Raw genomic sequence first — 17990 nt, 5'->3', positions numbered from 1 at the left:
TAAGTCCATGATGTTAATTTGAAAGTCCCAAATTCCACACTCAGGGTTTCGCTGTGATCGAAACTAAACACACCAAGTTCAAGATGCGTGCGGCAGCACTGGCTGTCGCCTCCTGCATGTCGTTTGTGCCTCTCCTGGCCGAGGCTGCCGGTTTGGGCAAGCTGACCGTGCTGTCCGGCCTGGGGCAGCCGTTGCGCGCCGAACTCGATATTGGCGCAACGAAGGATGAACTGGCCGGGATGACGGCCCGTCTGGCGCCGCAGGATGTGTTTCGCCAGGCTGGTGTCGACTTCGCCAGCGTCCTGCTTGATTTGCGGTTTACGGTGGAAAAGCGACCCGGCGGGCTGGCGGTGGTCAAGGTTACGTCAGCCAAGCCGATCAACGAGCCTTTTCTGGATTTTCTCGTCGAATTGAACTGGCCCTCCGGGCGTCTGGTGCGAGAGTACACCTTCCTGCTCGATCCGCCGGAAATTGCCGCAAAGCAGGCTGCACAGCCGGTGGCCGAGGCGCGTGTGGTGGAAACAGTGCGTGGCGGTGGTGCCGTAGCCGAGCGCGCTCCTTCGGCTAGGGGGGCGGCGCGTGCTGCGAAAGTCCCCGCCGAACCGAGAGCGGCTGCTGAGCGTGGCAATTCCCGCGTCGTTCAGCCTGGTGACACGTTGCGCAAGATCGCCGGCGAGACGCAATACGATGGCGTATCGCTTGAGCAGATGCTGGTCGGCCTGTTCCGCAACAACCCGGATGCCTTCATTGGCCAGAATGTCAATCGCCTGAAGGCTGGTGCCATCCTGAACGTGCCTGAGAAATCGGCTGTGGAATCGATTTCCCCGGCCGAAGCCAGCAAGGTTTACGTCGCCCAGACCGGTGACTGGAACAACTATCGCCAGAAGCTCGCGGCGTCGACCGGCAAGATGCCGGCCAAGGCCGATGATGGCGCATCGCAGTCGAGCACAGGCAAGATCACTGCCAAGGTGGAAGAAAAGGCCGCACCTGCCGAACAAGGCAAGGATCAGGTCAAGGTGGCGCGCACCGATGCGACAGCGAAGGGGACCGCTGCCGCCGAGTTGGCCGAGCAGGTGGCACGCGAAAAGGCGCTCAAGGACGCCCAGGAGCGTATGGCGATTCTTGAAAAGAATGTCGCCGAGTTGCAGAAGTTGCTCGAAATGAAGAACCAGAAGCTGGCTGAATTGCAGCAGCCGGTGAAGAAGGAAGAGCCCCAGCCGATTGAGGCGGTTAAACCGGTTGAACCGCCAAAGCCGGCGGCTAAGTCGGAAGAGCCGCCAAAGGTGCCTGAGCCGGCCAAGCCGGCCGAGGCCGCCAAGGCACCGGTGGAAGAAAAATCGGCGGAAGCCCCGAAGATTGAGGCGGCCAAGCCGGTCGAACCGCCGAAGGCTGTTGTGCCGCCGGCGCCGATGCCGGTGGAAGAACCCAGTCTGGTCGATGGCCTGATAGAAGATCCCCTGCCGCTGCTGGGCGGGGGGGGTATTCTGGCTTTGCTGGCCGCCTACTTCATGCTCAAGCGTCGCCGCGGGCAACAAGGTACTTCGCTGGAAACCACGGCGGCGCCCATGCCCTCCAGTCTGGGGCCCAATTCGGTTTTCCGCATGACTGGCGGACAAAGTGTCGACACCGGCAATACCCCGCCGCAGACGGGTGATTTCAGCCAGACCGGGCCGGGAACCATCGATACCGATGAGGTCGATCCGGTGGCCGAGGCCGATGTCTACATGGCCTACGGGCGCGATACGCAGGCCGAGGAGATCCTCCTCGAAGCCTTGCAGAAAGATCCCCAACGGACAGCGATTCACGCCAAACTGCTTGAGATTTACGCCAATCGCCGCAGCCTGAAGCAATTCGAAACCCTGGCCAGCGAACTGTATGCCCAGACCGCGGGTATCGGCCCGGATTGGGAGAAGGCCGCTGCGTTGGGGGCGACACTCGACCCGGGTAATCCGTTGTACGGCAGTTCCGCAACCCAGGGGGGCGTCGCGGCAGCGGCTGCAGTCGCCGCGCTTGAGCTACCGGTTGAAGCCCCGGTATTTGCCGAGCCTGAGGCTGCTCCGCCGCTTGAAGAGCCGGCAACTCCGGCTTGGGAAGCCCCCCCGGTGTCGTCGGAAATCAGCCTCGCCGAGGCTGGCGAACGCGATACCGTGGTGTTGCCGAATGAGCCTGAAGAGGCCGTTTTGTCGGTCGAGCCGGAGCCGACCGATGTCGTCGCGGATGGGATGACCCTCGATTTCGACCTGGGTGAAGCGGTCGTTGCGCCGGAAGAAGTCCGGATGGAATCAGGCGAGACGAATGCGGAAATTGCCGAAACCGTTGTTCAGGACGATGTTGGCGCACTTGATTTCCACATCGCCGATGAAGCGGTGACGCCGGAACCCTTGCCGATCAGCGAGCCGCAACCGGCCGAAGAGGTTGGCATCATTGACTTCGATCTGAATGTCGCGGAAGAGCCCTTGCTGGAACAGGACAGTACCTCGGCTTCGGCACCGGATTTCTCCCCGGAGGGAACCCTGGTCATGCCATCCTCCGCCATGGGCGATGAAATGGATGTCGGACTCGGCACCTGGGTCGGTCCGGATGGCCAGGGGGCTTCTGTCGATACGGCGAGCGCCAATCCGGAACCGGCGGTCGATGTGTCGATGACGCAGACTGTCGTCAATCCGCTGGCTGGAACCGATACCTTCGTCGGCGATGCCGATTTGCTCGATTTCGGCGCCCCGCCGGAAGCGCCGGAGTTGACGAACACGGTGGTGAATACTGCCGTCACTGACACGGACTCCCTTGAATTCGACGTCAAGCTGACCGATTCAGTTTTCCTCGGGCAGCCGATGGCGACCCCCGAGTTCGACATCGGATCGATCAACCTCGATCTCTCGGCGGAACCGGTGCAGCCAGTCCCTGCACCGGCGCTGGAAACGGTGGAGAGTTCGACGGTCGAGCCTGTTCCGGCTCAGGACATCCCGGAAGCAGCCCGTGATGCGCAGTGGGAAGAGGTCAACACCAAACTCGATCTGGCCAAGGCCTACGAGGAAATGGGCGACCTGGAAGGCGCCCGCGAACTGTTGCAGGAAGTCATCGGCGAGGGGCCGGTTGATCTCGTCGAACAGGCCAGGACGATACTCGGTCGTATCGGCGGGTAGAATTCAGCCTTGCGATCGGCGAATGGCCCCGCGAGGGGCCTTTCGCATTTTGAGGGTCTGGTTTGCATCCTTCCTGTGCGTTGATTGTCTGGTTTGCCGCTGTGCTTGGTGCGCAATTTGTCGGCTATGCCGGGCTGGCCGTTCTCATGGTGTTGCCCCTGCTTGGCGCAATGAGCGCCTGGCGGCCCTGGCTGGCCTATGCGTGGCGGGCGCGCTGGCTGTTGCTGGCGCTGTGGTTGATCCTGGCTTACAACACGCCCGGCGAAGCCTGGCTGGATTGGGCGTGGGCGCCGACGCGGGAGGGGATTGATGAGGGAGTTCTGCAGGTTGTGCGGCTGTTGGTCCTGCTGCTCTGGCTGGCTTGGCTGTTCCAGGTTCAGGGACGGCAGGGCCTGGTCTGCGGCTTGTGGGGCCTGCTTCGGCCCTTTGAGCGCCTGGGGTTAGGTGTCGAGCGCCTGGTCGTGCGTTTGTCCCTGGTGCTCGACGCCCTGCAGACGCCACCGGACCCCGGCGCGTGGCGGCGCATGCTGCATGCCGAAGCTCGTGCAGCAACAGGGGTGGAAAATCTGAGTCTGGCCGTCTTGCCGTGGACGGTGCGTGACAGTGGCGTGGTGCTGGCCTGTGCGGCGGGTTTGCTGGGAGTCTGGATAGCATGAGAATTGCCCTGGGTGTGGAGTATTGCGGAACGGCCTTTCGCGGCTGGCAGAGCCAGGCCGGTGGCGGTACCGTGCAGGATGCGCTGGAAGCGGCGCTGGCCCGGATCGCCGGGGGGCGGACCGGGGTGCTGTGCGCCGGTCGCACCGATGCCGGGGTGCATGCCACGCAGCAGGTCGTGCATTTCGACACCGACGCGGAGCGGCCGCTCACGGCCTGGGTGCGCGGTGTCAATTCGCATTTGCCGGATGGCGTGGCGGTGCGCTGGGTGCAGCCGGTTGACGAGGCCTTTCATGCCCGGTTCAGTGCCCGCGGTCGACGCTACCGATACCTTCTGCTCAACCGGCCGCAGCGACCGGCGTTGTGGCAGGGCCGGGTCGGCTGGTTTCACGGTCCGCTGGATCTGGCGGCGATGCAGGCAGCGGCGGCCCGGTTGCTCGGTGAGCACGATTTCTCGGCTTTCCGGGCGGCGGAGTGTCAGGCCAAGTCGCCGATCAAGATCATGACCCAGGCGATGGTCCGGCAGTGCGGCAGCCTGTTCGTCTTTGATTTTGAGGCCAGCGCCTTCCTGCATCACATGGTGCGCAATCTGGTCGGGACGCTGGTGTATGTTGGCAAGGGGGCGCAGCCGGCAGGCTGGGTCGACGCATTGCTGCAGATGAAGGACCGCAAGCTGGCGGCGCCGACTTTCTCGCCGGACGGGCTCTATTTCCGCGGACCGGTTTACGAGCCGCACTGGGGGCTGCCTGAGGGGGGCGACGAATTTCTCGATGGAGTCCTGACATGAAAACCCGCATCAAGATTTGCGGCCTGACACGCGAGGCAGATGTCGAAGCGGCCGTCGAGGCCGGGGCAGACGCCATCGGCTTCGTGCTCTATCCGGCCAGTCCGCGGTACGTGACACCGCGGCGGGCGGCCGAGCTGGCGAAACGGATTCCGCCGTTTGTCGATATCGTCGGACTCTTCGTCAATGAGGCATCTGAGGTCGTGCGGGCAGCCTGCTCCGAATTGCCGATCAACCTGCTGCAGTTCCACGGCGACGAGGATGCGGCGTACTGCCGGCAGTTCGCCAGGCCCTGGCTGCGGGCGGCGCGGGTGAGGCCGGGGCTTGATCTGGTAGAATTCGCCCGCTCGTATCACGACGCTCGTGGATTGCTGCTGGATGCCTTCGTTGAAGGTTATGGTGGCGGCGGCCATGTCTTCGACTGGACGCTGATTCCGCCCGATTTGCCAGGTTATCTGGTGTTGTCTGGCGGTCTGCATGACGCGAATGTCGGCGATGCCATCCGGCGGGTACGGCCGGCGGCGGTCGATGTCTCGTCGGGAGTGGAAGTGAGCAAGGGCATCAAGGATCACGACAAGATGCGCGCTTTTGTTGCTGCCGTACGGGCAGCCGACGCGGCGGGCGGTGAAGGATAAGGATCATGCGGAAATCGGCGGGTGGCATTACCCGGACTTGTTGGCGGCGCCATCTGGCGAATCATCCCTGATTCGGGGCGTTGCCCGTCCATCCATCCTTCCCGTTTTTGCAGAGAGATTGCCATGTCCACTACGCCTTATACTTTTCCTGATGCCAAGGGCCATTTCGGCCCCTATGGCGGTGTTTTCGTCGCTGAGACGCTGTTTGGCGCACTCGACGAATTGAAGGCGGCCTATGCTGCCGCCCAGGCCGACCCGGCCTTCCATGCCGAGTACGAATACGAGCTGAAGCACTTCGTCGGTCGGCCGTCGCCGATCTATCACGCCAAACGCTGGTCCGATCTGCTCGGCGGCGCACAGATCTACCTGAAGCGTGAAGACCTGAACCATACCGGCGCTCACAAGGTGAACAACTGTATCGGCCAGGCCATGCTCGCCAAGCGCATGGGCAAGCCGCGGGTGATCGCCGAAACCGGCGCCGGCCAGCATGGTGTCGCGACGGCGACGGTTGCTGCCCGCTATGGCATGGAATGCGTCGTCTACATGGGCAGCGAGGACGTCAAGCGCCAGGCGGCCAACGTCTATCGCATGAAGCTGCTCGGTGCGAAGGTCGTGCCCGTTGAATCCGGTTCCAAGACGCTGAAGGACGCGCTGAACGAAGCGATGCGCGACTGGGTGACCAACATCCACAACACCTTCTACATCATCGGCACGGTCGCCGGGCCGCACCCCTACCCGATGCTGGTCCGCGACTTCCAGAAGATCATCGGCGAGGAATGCCTGACCCAGATGCCGGAAATGGCCGGCCGCCAGCCGGATGCAGTGATTGCCGCGGTGGGGGGCGGTTCGAACGCGATGGGCATCTTCTACCCCTACATCAACGTCGAAGGCGTTCGCCTGATCGGTGTCGAGGCGGCTGGTTCAGGCATCGAGACTGGCAAGCATGCTGCCTCGCTGACCGCTGGTGTACCGGGTGTCCTGCACGGCAACCGGACCTACCTGCTACAGGACAAGGATGGCCAGATCATCGAGACACATTCGGTTTCGGCCGGCCTCGATTACCCGGGCGTCGGCCCGGAACACGCCTGGCTGAAGGACATTGGCCGCGCCGAATATCAGCCGATCACTGACGCTGAGGCGCTCGAAGCCTTCCACAATCTGTGCCGCTTGGAAGGCATCATCCCGGCGCTGGAGTCCAGCCACGCGCTGGCCTATGCTGCGAAGCTGGCACCGACGCTGGGCAAGGACAAGATTCTGTTGGTCAACCTCTCCGGCCGGGGTGACAAGGACATGCATACCGTGGCCGAAAAGTCGGGGATCCAGTTCTGATGTCGCGCATTCAAAAAGCTTTCGAACGCCTGAACGGCGAGGGCCGCAAGGCGCTGATCCCCTTCATCACCGCCGGCGACCCGAGCGCCGACCTGACCGTGCCCCTGATGCACGCGCTGGTCGAGGCCGGTGCCGACGTGATCGAACTGGGGGTGCCGTTCTCCGATCCGATGGCCGATGGCCCGACCATCCAGCGCGCTTCCGAGCGCGCCCTGGCGCGCGGCATGACGTTGCGCAAGGTGTTGCAGCTGGTCACGACTTTCCGCACCGTCGATGACAAGACGCCGGTCGTCCTGATGGGCTACGCCAACCCGATCGAGGCCATGGGTCTGCAGCGTTTTGCCGAAAAGGCCGCGCAGTCGGGTGTGGACGGTGTGCTGGTGGTCGATTATCCGCCGGAGGAGGCCGAGAGTTTTGGAACAGCCATGAAGGCGCAGGGCATGGATCCGATTTTCTTGATCGCCCCGACCTCCAGTGCCGAGCGGATCGCCCAGGTGGCGCAGATCGCCAGCGGCTATGTCTATTACGTGTCGCTGGCCGGGGTAACCGGTTCCGGCGCACTGAACGTCAATGCTGTGGCCGAGCGCCTGCCGGCCATTCGGCAAAAAACCGGCCTGCCGGTCGGTGTCGGCTTTGGTATCCGCGATGCGGCAACGGCCAAGCGCATCGCTGTCTTTGCCGATGCCGTCGTTGTCGGTAGCCGGATCATCGAGGAAATTGAAAAATCGACCGCGGAAACCGCCTGTGCCAACGTCAAGGCGTTGGTGGCGGATATTCGCCGCGGTGTGGATGAGGTGAAAAAATGAGCTGGCTGACCAAACTGCTGCCCCCGAAAATCAAGCGCGAGCAGGGGCAACGCCGTTCCAACCTGCCGGAAGGCTTGTGGAGCAAGTGCCCTTCCTGCGAAGCGGTGCTCTATGCGACCGACCTGGAAAACAACATGCAGGTGTGCCCGAAGTGCGGCCATCACAACCGCCTGAACGCGCGACAGCGTCTCGACTTGTTACTTGACGCGGAAGGCCGCTTCGAGATCGGAGCTGAAGTCGTGCCGGTCGACAGCCTGAAGTTCAAGGACTCCAAGAAATACCCGGATCGCTTGATGGAGGCTAACGAGGCAACTGGCGAGAGCGATTCGCTGGTGGTCATGCAGGGTGCGATCAAAACCATGCCGGTCGTCGCTGCCGCCTTTGAATTCGACTTCATGGGCGGCTCGATGGGTTCCGTGCTTGGCGAGCGCTTCGTACGGGGTGTGCAGAATGCGGTCGAGCAGAAGATGCCGTTCATCTGCATTACCGCTTCCGGCGGTGCCCGCATGCAGGAAGGCCTGTTCTCGCTGATGCAGATGGCGAAGACGACGGCCGCCCTGACCAAGCTGTCGGAAGCCGGCCAGCCCTTCATATCGATCCTCACCGACCCGACCATGGGGGGCGTCTCCGCTTCCTTCGCCTTTGTCGGCGACGTGGTCATCGCTGAACCGAATGCACTGATCGGCTTTGCCGGTCCGCGCGTCATCGAGCAGACGGTGCGCGAAAAACTGCCGGAAGGCTTTCAGCGTTCCGAATTCCTGCTCGACAAGGGCGCTATCGACATGATCGTCGACCGTCGCGAGCTGCGCGACCAGGTCGCCCGCACCCTGGCGCTCCTGCTCAAACTGCCGGCGGCCGCCTGAGCAAGTTGTCAATTGTTAGTTGCCTGTTGTCAGCGAGCATCGAGCGACTAATCACCCACGACTGACAGCTGATGACTAAAGAAGACTGGCTGCAACATCTGGAAGGCCTGCACCCCAAGGGACAGGCCGGTATTGAGCTGGGGCTGGAGCGCATCCGCCGCGTCAAGGCGGCGCTCGGCCAGACACAGCATTGCCCGGTGATCACGGTCGGCGGCACCAACGGCAAAGGCTCGACCTGCGCTTACCTCGAAAACATCATTGATCGGGCCGGCTACAAGGTTGGCTGCTACACCTCGCCGCATTTGCTGGCCTATAACGAGCGGGTCCGCCTGAACGGGCGACCGGTCGATGACGAAGCCCTGTGCGCGGCATTTGCACGGGTCGAGGCGGCGCGCCGGCAGGCTGGCGATGTCGCGCTGACCTATTTCGAGTTCGGTACGCTGGCCGCCTGGGAGGTCTTCGCCGCCGCCGGCGTCGAGGCCGCGGTCCTTGAAGTCGGCCTGGGCGGGCGGCTCGATGCAGTCAATGCCTACGAGCCCGATGTTTCCATCGTGACTACCGTGGCGCTCGATCATACGGACTGGTTGGGGCCGGACCGCGAGTCGATCGGTTTTGAAAAGGCGGGCATCTATCGCTCGGGCAGGCCGGCTTTGTGCGCCGATCCGCGCCCGCCACAAAGCCTGCTCGACCACGCTGCAGCCATCGGCGCCGATTTGCGCCTGATTGGGCGCGATTTCGGCTTCGAGCGGCCGGCCGCCGAAACCGGCGAAAACCGTCTGCAATGGCGCTGGTGGTGCCGCTCCGGCGGGCAGATCCTGAAACGGGCGCTGGCCTATCCCGGCCTGCGCGGGGCGACGCAACTGGCCAATGCAGCCGTTGCGCTGGCTGCGCTGGAGGCGCTGGCGGACAAGTTGCCGGTCACCATGCAGGCGATTCGGCCCGGCCTGATCGAAACCGAACTGGCCGGGCGTTTCCAGGTGGTGCCCGGCAAGCCGGCCATCGTACTTGACGTCGGACATAACCCGCAGGCCATCAAGGTGCTGGCCGACAACCTGTCGGGCATGGGTTTCTTCAACCGCACGCTGGCTGTCGTCGGCATGCTGAGCGACAAGGATATCGCCGGCGCGCTGGCCCCGCTGCGCGACAAGGTCGATGTCTGGCATGTCGCGACACTGGGCGGTTTGCGCGGTACCCCAGCCGAAACGTTGGCCGGCATCATCAGCGAGAACCGCCTCGGCGGTGAGGTAGTGTGCCACGCTTCGCCACAGGAGGCGATGCGGGCGGCCAAAGGGCAAGCCTCTGAAAGTGATAGAATTCTCGCCTTTGGATCCTTCTACACGGTCGCCGGCGCACTCGAGGCGCTTGGGAAAAAAGCCTAGGCATGGAAGACAACGACGCTCAGTTGCACCTGAAGAAACGCGCCCGCCGCCGCCTGGTCGGAGCGGTCTTCTTCGCGTCCGTGGTGGCTGTGGTGTTGCCGATGGTGATGGATCACGAGCCGCGCCAGACGGTGCAGGACGTCGAGATCCGTATTCCCGGTCAGGATGAAAAGCCCTTTGCCCCGAAGTTTGCCGCCGCACCGGTCGACAAGGCGCTTGAAAAGCCTGCCGAACCACCGGTCGTGGTCGAGAGCAGGCCGCCGGTCGAGGCGCCGGTCAAGCCAACCGCACGCGTGCTGGAAGTGGCCCGGGACGGCAAGGCCGCCGACAAGGTTGCCGAGAAGCCGGCCGGCAAGGCCGACAAGGTACCGGAAAAGGCCGCGGACAAGCCTGCTGCCAAGCCGGTTGAGAAGGTTGTCGAAAAACCGGTCGACAAGCCGAAAACCGATGAGGCCAAGCGCGCTGCCGCCATCCTGGCCGGACAGCAGCCGGCCGAGGCCAAGGCAGGCGATAGCAAGCCGGCAGCGAAGAGCGGCGAGTATCTGGTGCTGATCGGCGCCTTCGCCAACGAGGCCAACGTCAAGATTTTGAAGAGCAAGCTGGCGGAGCAGGGCATCAAGACCTTCAGCGAGCCGCTCGACACGCCGCAGGGCAAGAAGACCCGGGTGCGGGCCGGCCCCTTCCCGAATCGCGAAGCCGCCGAGAAGGCGCTGGAGAAGATGCGGGGTATCGGTGTTTCCGGAGTGGTCGCCGCCAAGCCATGACAGGATTCGACTACGTTGCCCTCGGCATCGTCGGCGTCTCCCTGATTTTTGGTCTGTGGCGCGGCGTGGTGGGCGAGATCATCGCGCTGGTCGCCTGGGTGCTGGCCATTGTCGCCGCTGTCGAGTTCGGCGCGGGGGTGGGCAGTGCGCTGTTCGCCGGCATGTCTGATCCGGCCTTGCGGACGCTGGCGGGTTGTGTGGTGATCTTTGTCGGGGTGCTGGTGGTCATGGCGCTGTTCAGGATGCTGGTCAGGAGCATGGTCAAGGCCCTTGGCCTGTCGGTGTCGGATCGCATTCTCGGCATGCTGTTCGGGCTGGCGCGTGGTGTGCTGGTCTGCATGGTGCTGGTCGGCCTGGGGGGCATGACCTCGGCGCCGCAGCAGGCCTGGTGGCAGCAATCGACGCTGGCGGCACCTCTGGAAACGGCCGTCCTGGCAACCAAGCCCTGGTTGCCGGACGATTTGGCAAAACGAATTCGATTCAGCTAGGCAGGAAAAACTATGTGCGGGATTCTCGGTGTAATGGCGACAACGCCGGTCAACCAGTTGCTTTACGATGGCCTGATGGTGCTGCAGCATCGCGGCCAGGACGCAGCGGGCATCGCCACGGCGGAAGGCAACACCTTCCATCTGCACAAGGGGCCGGGGCTGGTGCGCGATGTTTTCCGTACCCGCAACATGCGAGCCCTGCCCGGGAACTGGGGCATCGGCCACGTGCGCTACCCGACGGCGGGCTCGGCCTACAATTTTGCCGAGGCCCAGCCTTTCTACGTCAATTCCCCCTTTGGCCTGGTGCTCGGCCACAACGGCAACCTGACCAACGCCGAGCAACTCAAGGAAGAGATGTTCCGCATGGATCGCCGGCACATCAACACCAATTCCGATTCGGAAGTACTGCTCAACGTCCTGGCGCACGAACTGCAGTCGGCGGCGCATGGCTATGAACTGGACGTGGAGAGCATTTTCCAGGCGGTGGCCGGCGTGCATCGTCGTTGCCGCGGCGCCTACGCGGTGGTCGTCCTGATTGCCGGCTATGGCCTGCTGGCCTTCCGCGACCCGCACGGTATCCGGCCACTGGTGTACGGCCAGAACGCGACCCCGGCCGGCATGGAATACCTGGTTTCTTCGGAATCGGTCGCCCTCGATACGCTCGGTTTCCAGATGGTGCGCGACATCGAGCCGGGCGAGGCGATCTTCATCGACCTCAACCATCAACTGCATGCCCGGCAGTGCGCGCAGCAGCCGATGTACGCGCCGTGCATTTTCGAATACGTCTATCTCGCCCGTCCGGATACCGTCATTGACGGCGTATCGGTCTACGAGGCCCGTCTGGCCATGGGCGAACTGCTGGCCGAGAAGGTCCAGGCGACCATCCCGGTCGACGAGATCGATGTCGTCATTCCGATTCCGGATTCCAGCCGGCCGTCTGCGATGCAACTGGCGCATGCCCTGGGTATCCCGTTCCGTGAAGGCTTCGTCAAGAACCGCTACGTCGGCCGCACCTTCATCATGCCGGGCCAGGCCATGCGCAAGAAATCGGTGCGCCAGAAGCTGAATACCGTCGGTCAGGAATTCAAGGGCAAGCGCGTGCTGCTGGTTGATGATTCCATCGTGCGTGGCACGACCAGCCGCGAGATCGTCGAAATGGCGCGGGCCGCCGGGGCGACCAAGGTCTATTTCGCATCCGCCGCGCCACCGGTGCGCTTCCCCAACGTGTACGGCATCGACATGCCGACCCGCGCCGAGCTGATCGCCACCGGCCGTACCGATGCGCAGATCGCCGCCGAAATCGGTGCCGATGCGCTGATCTATCAGGACATCGAGGCGCTCAAGCAGTCGATCACCAAGCTGCGTCCCGACCTGACCGTCTTCGATGCGTCCTGTTTCGACGGTTGTTACATCACCGGGGATATCGACGCCTATTATCTTGACGCCGTCGAGGGCAAGCGGGGCGGCAAGCCGGCCAAGGGCGGCGATGAAGATGGCGACAGCCGTTCATCGGAGCAGATGGTTCTCGGCCTGACTAACGGCGGGCAGGAATAATGGCCGAGACGCCGCAATACCGCCCGGAGACCCTGGCCGTTCGTGCCGGGCAGGAGCGCAGCCAGTTCGGCGAGCACGCCGAGGCGCTGTACCTGACTTCCAGCTTCGTCTTCCAGAGTGCGGCGCAGGCCGCCCGCCGCTTCTCCGGCGAGGAGCAAGGCAACGTCTACGCCCGCTTCTCCAACCCGACTGTGAGCATTTTCGAGGAGCGTCTCGCCGCGCTGGAAGGCGCCGAGGATTGCGTCGCCACGGCGAGCGGCATGTCGGCCATCATGGCCCTGTGTCTTGCCCACCTCAAGCAGGGTGACCATATCGTTGCCTCGAACAGCCTGTTCGGTGCCACCGTACAGCTGTTCAACAACATCCTGTCGCGGACCGGCATCACGACGACCTTCGTGTCGCATACCGATCCGTCCGCCTGGGAAGCGGCGATCCGTCCGGAAACGAAACTCTTTTTCCTGGAAACGCCGTCCAATCCGCTGACCGAGATTGCCGACATCCGCCAGTTGGCGGCAATCGCGCACGCCAAGGGCATCTTGGTGGCGGTGGATAACTGCTTCTGTACGCCCATCCTGCAAAAGCCACTGGAAATGGGCGCCGATCTGGTCGTCCATTCGGCGACCAAGTACATCGACGGCCAGGGTCGCGTGCTGGGCGGTGCGGTGTGTGGGCCGAAGAAACTGACCGAGGAGGTTTTCAAGTACCTGCGCACGGCTGGCCCGACGCTTTCGGCCTTCAATGCCTGGGTGTTGCTCAAGGGCCTCGAAACCCTCAAGCTGCGCGTCGATGCGCAGGCAGCCAACGCTGCCCGGCTGGCCGCGTGGCTGGAAGGGCATCCCAAGGTGGCGCGCGTGTTTTACCCCGGCCTGCCGTCGCATCCACAGCACGAACTGGCCAAGACACAGCAGAAGAACGGCGGCGGCATCGTCTCCTTCGAGGTCAAGGGTGGCCGCGAGCAGGCGTGGACGGTGGTCGACAACTGCCAGTTGCTTTCCATCACGGCCAACCTGGGCGACGTCAAGACCACCATCACCCACCCAGCCTCCACCACGCACGGCCGCATTTCCCCGGAAGCCCGGGCCGCCGCCGGCATTAACGAAGGCCTGCTGCGCATCGCAGTCGGCCTTGAAGCGGTGGAAGACCTGCAGGCCGATCTCGAACGCGGCCTCTCCCTCATCTGATATTTAAGCGGCGCCCGGCTTTGGCCGGGTTTTTCGCTTTGGAGTACTCCCCATGCATTTTTCCGACCTCGGCCTGAAGGCCGAAATCCAGCGTGCCGTGGCCGAACAGGGTTACGACACGCCGACGCCGATTCAGCAGCAGGCGATTCCCGCCGTGCTGGCTGGCCATGACCTGATGGCCACGGCGCAGACCGGTACCGGCAAGACGGCTGGTTTCACGCTGCCCATCCTGCATCGCCTGGCTTCCGGGCCGAACGACCGCCTGACCCGCGTGGCCCGCACGCCGCGCGTGCTGGTTCTGACGCCGACCCGCGAACTGGCCATCCAGGTCGAGGAAAGCGTGCGCACTTACGGCAAGCATCTGCCAATCAACTCGCTGGCCGTCTTCGGTGGTGTCGGCATCAATCCGCAGATCGCCAATCTGCGGCGCGGCGTCGATATCCTGGTTGCCACGCCGGGGCGCCTGCTCGACCACGTCCAGCAACGCACGGTTGATCTGTCGGCGATCGAAATCTTTGTGCTTGACGAGGCCGATCGCATGCTCGACATGGGCTTCATTCGCGACATCCGCAAGATCATCGCGCTGCTGCCGAAGGAACGGCAGAACCTGATGTTCTCGGCCACCTTCTCGCCGGAGATCCGCGAGCTGGCAGCCGGCCTGCTGCACAATCCGGTATCGGTCGATGTCGCACCGCGCAACACGGCGGCTGAGACGGTGACGCAGAAGGTCATCGAGACCGACCGCGAACGCAAGAAGGAACTGCTCTGCCACCTGTTCGCGACGCGCGGCTGGCACCAGGTACTCGTTTTCGCCCGCACCAAACACGGCGCCGACGCGCTGGCCCGGACGCTGGACAAGGCCGGCATCAAGTCGGCGGCGATCCATGGCGACAAGTCGCAAGGCGCCCGCACCCGTGCATTGAGCGAATTCAAGGACGGCAAGCTGGTGGCGCTGGTCGCCACCGACATCGCGGCCCGCGGTATCGACATCGATGCCCTGCCTTATGTCATCAACTACGAACTGCCCAACGTGCCGGAAGACTATGTGCATCGCATCGGCCGCACCGGCCGGGCTGGCATGGAAGGCGAGGCGATTTCGCTGGTCTGCCATGACGAGCGGGCCCAGTTGAAGGATATCGAGAAGCTGATCAAGCGCAGCCTGGAGCGGGTGGTGATCGAAGGGTTCGAGCAGTCGGCCGTCGCCAAGCCGCGTCCGGTGCAGCCGCCGCGGGGGGCGCGCAAGCCGCAGGGGCAAGGCAAGGCGCAGCCGAAAACGCAAACGCACAAGTCCGGCAAGAGCACCGGCCGGCCGCCGCACCACCACACCGGTAGCCGCCATCGCTGATTGGCCGGAAATTACGCCAAAGCGTTAAAAAGTCCGCTTGTCGGGGGCGGCAAAAACGTCTACTGTGAAAACTATTTCATTAACTTCATATTGTTAGTGAGTTTTCTTAAGGTGTTTTGGAGGTTGGGATGCCCCCCCCGCAGAAAATCCGGCTTGGCGACCTGCTGATTCAGCAGGGGTTGCTGACTGACGAACAGCTCAAAATCGCGCTCGACGAGCAAAAGCGCACCGGGCGCAAACTGGGCCGCGTTTTCGTCGAAAGCGGCTACGTCACCGAAGCCGGTATTTCACAGGCGCTGGCCCGTCAGCTGCGGATCCCCTTCGTCGAACTCAAAAGCTTCTCGCCCTCCCCGGAACTGATCAAGCTGCTGCCCGAGGCACCGGCTCGTCGTTTCCGTGCCCTGGTCCTGGCCCAGTTGCCGGATGGCCGCCTGCAGATCGGCATGTCCGATCCGACCGACCTCCAGGCCTACGACGAAATCACCCGCCTTGTGCGCCGCGAGATCGACCTCGCCGTGGTGACCGAGAGCGAACTGCTGGCCATGATCGACCGCGTTTACCATCGCGGCGAGCAGATTACCGGCCTGGCCAAGGAGCTGACCGCCGAACTGGGCGATGTGCCGATCGAATTCGGCGACCTGCTCGGCTTGAACCCGGGGGCGGAGGATGCACCGGTCGTCAAGCTGCTGCAGACGGTGTTCGAGGAAGCCATGCGCCTGCGTGCTTCCGACATTCATTTCGAACCGCAGGAAAAGGCGCTGCGCATCCGTTTCCGGATCGATGGCGTGCTGCATATCCAGACCGAGGCGGATGCCAAGATCTCGTCGGCCGTCGCGCTACGCCTGAAGCTGATGTCGGGCCTCGATATTTCCGAAAAGCGCTTGCCGCAGGATGGCCGCTTCAACATCAAGGTGCGCGGCAACCCGGTTGACGTGCGGATTTCCACCTTGCCGACGCAGTTCGGCGAATCGGTCGTGATGCGTCTGCTCAACCAGAACACCGGCCTGCTCGAACTGGACAGGATCGGCATGCCGACGCGCGTGCTGGAGCGCTTCCGGCACGCGCTGAAACGGCCGAGCGGCATGGTGCTGGTCACCGGTCCGACCGGTTCCGGCAAGACGACGACGCTCTATGCCGCACTGAACGAATTGAACAGTCCGGAAAAGAAGGTGATCACTGTCGAAGACCCGGTCGAATACCGGCTCGGTGGCCTCAACCAGGTGCAGGTGCACGAAAAGATCGACCTTTCCTTTTCGCGGGTGCTGCGCACCGTGCTGCGCCAGGATCCGGACATTGTCCTGATCGGCGAAATGCGCGACCAGGAAACCGCCGAAATCGGTATGCGCGCGGCGATGACTGGCCACCTGGTCCTGTCCACCCTGCACACCAACGATGCGGTATCGACCCCGATCCGGCTGCTCGACATGGGCGTGCCGCGCTACATGGTGGCGCTGTCGGTGCACATGGTTGTCGCCCAGCGGCTGGTTCGCGTCATCTGCGGCAACTGCCGCGAGCCGTACGTGCCGACGCCGAGCGAACACGAGTGGTTGCGCTACGAACTGGGCAATCAGATCGACAGCCACGATTTCCAGCATGGCCGCGGCTGCACGCATTGCGGCAATACCGGCTTCCAGGGGCGGACGGGTGTGTACGAGTTCCTGGAAATGAGCGATGCGGTGGTCGAGGCTATCAACCACCAGGACCCCGGCGAATTCATGCGCATCGCCCGCCAGCAGATGGCTGGCGAAACCCTGCGCCGCGATGCGGTGCGCCTGGTGCTGGCCGGGCAGACGACGGTGGCCGAGGCCATGCGTGTCAGCAATCAGTTCGAGGATTAACCCCACGTGGCCTATTTTGCCTACAAGGGGCGCGATGCCGGCGGCAAGCTGATCGAAGGTGTGCTGGAAGGCGCCTCGGCCGGCGGTGTGGCCGACCTGTTGCTTGGCCGTGGCGTCACGCCGGTGTCCATCGAGGAGACCCGGAGTAAGGCGGCCGGGGGCTCGGCATTCAGCCTGTTCAAGCCCCGGGTCGAGCATGTCGACATCCTGCTTTTTTCGCGACAACTGCACACCTTGCTCAAGGCGGGCGTGCCGATCATGCGGGCGCTCAACGGCCTCCAGGAATCGGCCACCAATCCGTCGATGAAGGAGGTCGTCCGGGACGTGCGCGAAAGCCTGGAAGCCGGCCGCGAGTTGTCGGTCTCCCTGGCTCGCCACCCCAAGGTGTTTTCGCCCTTCTATATCTCGATGGTGCGGGTCGGCGAGGCGACCGGCCTGCTCGACGAGATTTTCCTGCGCCTGTTCGAACACATGGAATTTGAACGTTTCATGCGCGAGCAGGTGAAATCGGCGTTGCGCTATCCGATGTTCGTCGTGCTGGCCATGGCGGTCGCCATCGTGGTGGTGAACCTGTTCGTCATTCCGGCCTTTGCCAAGGTTTTTCAGGGCTTTGGCGCCGAGTTGCCGCTGATGACACGCCTGTTGCTTGGTTTTTCGGAATTCATGGTGACCTGGTGGCCGGCCATGCTGGTCGCCGTTATTGCCGGCGTTGTCGCCTTCCGCGCCTGGGTCGGGACGGCGGGTGGACGCATGCAGTGGGAAGCGATCGCCTTGCGTTTTCCGATTGCCGGCAAGATCGTCAGCAAGGCGGCGATGGCCCGCTTCGCCCGCAGCTTCGCGCTCAGCACGCGGAGCGGCGTGCCGGTCATGCAGGCTTTGAGCAATTCGGCGCAAACCGTGGACAACAGCTACATCGCGGCCCGCATCGAGGGCATGCGCGATACGGTCGAGCGGGGCGAGAGCGTGCTGCGGGCCGCCATCGCCTCGGGTTTCTTTACGCCGGTCGTGCTGCAGATGGTGGCGGTCGGCGAAGAGTCCGGCGCCCTCGACGACATGATGGAAGAGGTCGGCCAGATGTACCAGCGCGAGGTCGAATACGAACTGAAGACGCTCGGCCAGCAGATCGAACCGATCCTCATCGTCTGCCTGGGCGTGCTGGTGCTGATCCTGGCGCTGGGCATCTTCCTGCCGATGTGGGACCTCGGCAAAGTGGCCATCAAGCGATGA

The 17990-nt window shown here is 63.5% G+C and carries 15 protein-coding genes; all 15 read left to right on the top strand.

All coding sequences use genetic code 11. The annotated features are described in order from the left end of the window. Window positions 1-53: 53 nt before the first annotated feature. Entirely contained in the window at window positions 54-3143 is a 3090-nt protein-coding gene (locus tag K420_RS0100495) for a FimV/HubP family polar landmark protein (protein WP_051452891.1), read from the top strand. 62 nt (window positions 3144-3205) lie between these two features. Further along, on the top strand, window positions 3206-3799 hold the full coding sequence (locus K420_RS17740) for a hypothetical protein (RefSeq protein WP_157274953.1): 594 nt from the start codon (window positions 3206-3208) through the stop codon (window positions 3797-3799). Further along, window positions 3796-4584, top strand: coding sequence for a tRNA pseudouridine(38-40) synthase TruA (truA, locus tag K420_RS0100485; protein WP_027456318.1), 789 nt, complete (start codon window positions 3796-3798; stop codon window positions 4582-4584). The genes K420_RS17740 and truA overlap by 4 nt, the downstream gene beginning before the upstream one ends. Next, window positions 4581-5216: a phosphoribosylanthranilate isomerase gene (locus tag K420_RS0100480; RefSeq protein ID WP_027456317.1), complete on the top strand. Its 636-nt coding sequence runs from the start codon at window positions 4581-4583 to the stop codon at window positions 5214-5216. Before truA ends, K420_RS0100480 begins: the two co-directional genes overlap by 4 nt. A 117-nt stretch (window positions 5217-5333) precedes the next feature. Further along, the gene (gene trpB / locus K420_RS0100475) at window positions 5334-6545 is read left to right on the top strand and encodes a tryptophan synthase subunit beta (RefSeq protein ID WP_027456316.1); all 1212 of its coding nucleotides are present in this window, start codon (window positions 5334-5336) and stop codon (window positions 6543-6545) included. Continuing rightward, a complete protein-coding gene (gene trpA / locus K420_RS0100470) occupies window positions 6545-7351 on the top strand; it encodes a tryptophan synthase subunit alpha (RefSeq protein WP_027456315.1) in 807 nt (268 codons plus the stop codon). The genes trpB and trpA overlap by 1 nt, the downstream gene beginning before the upstream one ends. Further along, window positions 7348-8214, top strand: a complete 867-nt coding sequence (gene accD, locus K420_RS0100465) for an acetyl-CoA carboxylase, carboxyltransferase subunit beta (protein WP_027456314.1) — start codon at window positions 7348-7350, stop codon at window positions 8212-8214. The genes trpA and accD overlap by 4 nt, the downstream gene beginning before the upstream one ends. A gap of 71 nt (window positions 8215-8285) precedes the next feature. After that, entirely contained in the window at window positions 8286-9593 is a 1308-nt protein-coding gene (gene folC, locus K420_RS0100460) for a bifunctional tetrahydrofolate synthase/dihydrofolate synthase (RefSeq protein WP_027456313.1), read from the top strand. A 2-nt stretch (window positions 9594-9595) separates the two neighbouring features. After that, window positions 9596-10357 (top strand): SPOR domain-containing protein, encoded by a 762-nt coding sequence (locus K420_RS0100455; RefSeq protein ID WP_027456312.1) that lies wholly within the window; start codon window positions 9596-9598, stop codon window positions 10355-10357. Next, the gene (locus K420_RS0100450; RefSeq protein ID WP_027456311.1) at window positions 10354-10845 is read left to right on the top strand and encodes a CvpA family protein; all 492 of its coding nucleotides are present in this window, start codon (window positions 10354-10356) and stop codon (window positions 10843-10845) included. Before K420_RS0100455 ends, K420_RS0100450 begins: the two co-directional genes overlap by 4 nt. Before the next feature lie 12 nt (window positions 10846-10857). Beyond that, entirely contained in the window at window positions 10858-12399 is a 1542-nt protein-coding gene (gene purF, locus K420_RS0100445; protein WP_035854335.1) for an amidophosphoribosyltransferase, read from the top strand. After that, on the top strand, window positions 12399-13580 hold the full coding sequence (locus tag K420_RS0100440) for an O-succinylhomoserine sulfhydrylase (protein WP_027456309.1): 1182 nt from the start codon (window positions 12399-12401) through the stop codon (window positions 13578-13580). The genes purF and K420_RS0100440 overlap by 1 nt, the downstream gene beginning before the upstream one ends. Window positions 13581-13632: 52 nt before the next feature. Continuing rightward, a complete protein-coding gene (locus K420_RS17735; protein WP_084019508.1) occupies window positions 13633-14925 on the top strand; it encodes a DEAD/DEAH box helicase in 1293 nt (430 codons plus the stop codon). A 128-nt stretch (window positions 14926-15053) separates the two neighbouring features. Further along, complete coding sequence (locus K420_RS0100430) at window positions 15054-16763, top strand: GspE/PulE family protein (RefSeq protein ID WP_027456308.1); 1710 nt, start codon at window positions 15054-15056, stop codon at window positions 16761-16763. 6 nt (window positions 16764-16769) lie between these two features. Continuing rightward, entirely contained in the window at window positions 16770-17990 is a 1221-nt protein-coding gene (locus K420_RS0100425; protein WP_027456307.1) for a type II secretion system F family protein, read from the top strand.

Source organism: Dechloromonas agitata is5 (assembly GCF_000519045.1).
Classification (GTDB): Bacteria; Pseudomonadota; Gammaproteobacteria; order Burkholderiales; family Rhodocyclaceae; genus Azonexus; species Azonexus agitatus.
Note: the sequence above shows the minus strand (reverse complement) of the source record. Positions and strands in the feature narration are given on the sequence as shown.

Bases quoted from the DNA above. Each gene is read 5' to 3' on its own strand.
- folC (WP_027456313.1), top strand. From the start codon at position 8,286: ATGACTAAAGAAGACTGGCTGCAACATCTGGAAGGCCTGCACCCCAAG.
- K420_RS17735 (WP_084019508.1), top strand. From the start codon at position 13,633: ATGCATTTTTCCGACCTCGGCCTGAAGGCCGAAATCCAGCGTGCCGTG.
- K420_RS0100480 (WP_027456317.1), top strand. From the start codon at position 4,581: ATGAAAACCCGCATCAAGATTTGCGGCCTGACACGCGAGGCAGATGTC.
- trpA (WP_027456315.1), top strand. From the start codon at position 6,545: ATGTCGCGCATTCAAAAAGCTTTCGAACGCCTGAACGGCGAGGGCCGC.
- truA (WP_027456318.1), top strand. From the start codon at position 3,796: ATGAGAATTGCCCTGGGTGTGGAGTATTGCGGAACGGCCTTTCGCGGC.
- K420_RS0100455 (WP_027456312.1), top strand. From the start codon at position 9,596: ATGGAAGACAACGACGCTCAGTTGCACCTGAAGAAACGCGCCCGCCGC.
- accD (WP_027456314.1), top strand. From the start codon at position 7,348: ATGAGCTGGCTGACCAAACTGCTGCCCCCGAAAATCAAGCGCGAGCAG.
- K420_RS0100440 (WP_027456309.1), top strand. From the start codon at position 12,399: ATGGCCGAGACGCCGCAATACCGCCCGGAGACCCTGGCCGTTCGTGCC.
- K420_RS0100430 (WP_027456308.1), top strand. From the start codon at position 15,054: ATGCCCCCCCCGCAGAAAATCCGGCTTGGCGACCTGCTGATTCAGCAG.
- purF (WP_035854335.1), top strand. From the start codon at position 10,858: ATGTGCGGGATTCTCGGTGTAATGGCGACAACGCCGGTCAACCAGTTG.
- K420_RS0100450 (WP_027456311.1), top strand. From the start codon at position 10,354: ATGACAGGATTCGACTACGTTGCCCTCGGCATCGTCGGCGTCTCCCTG.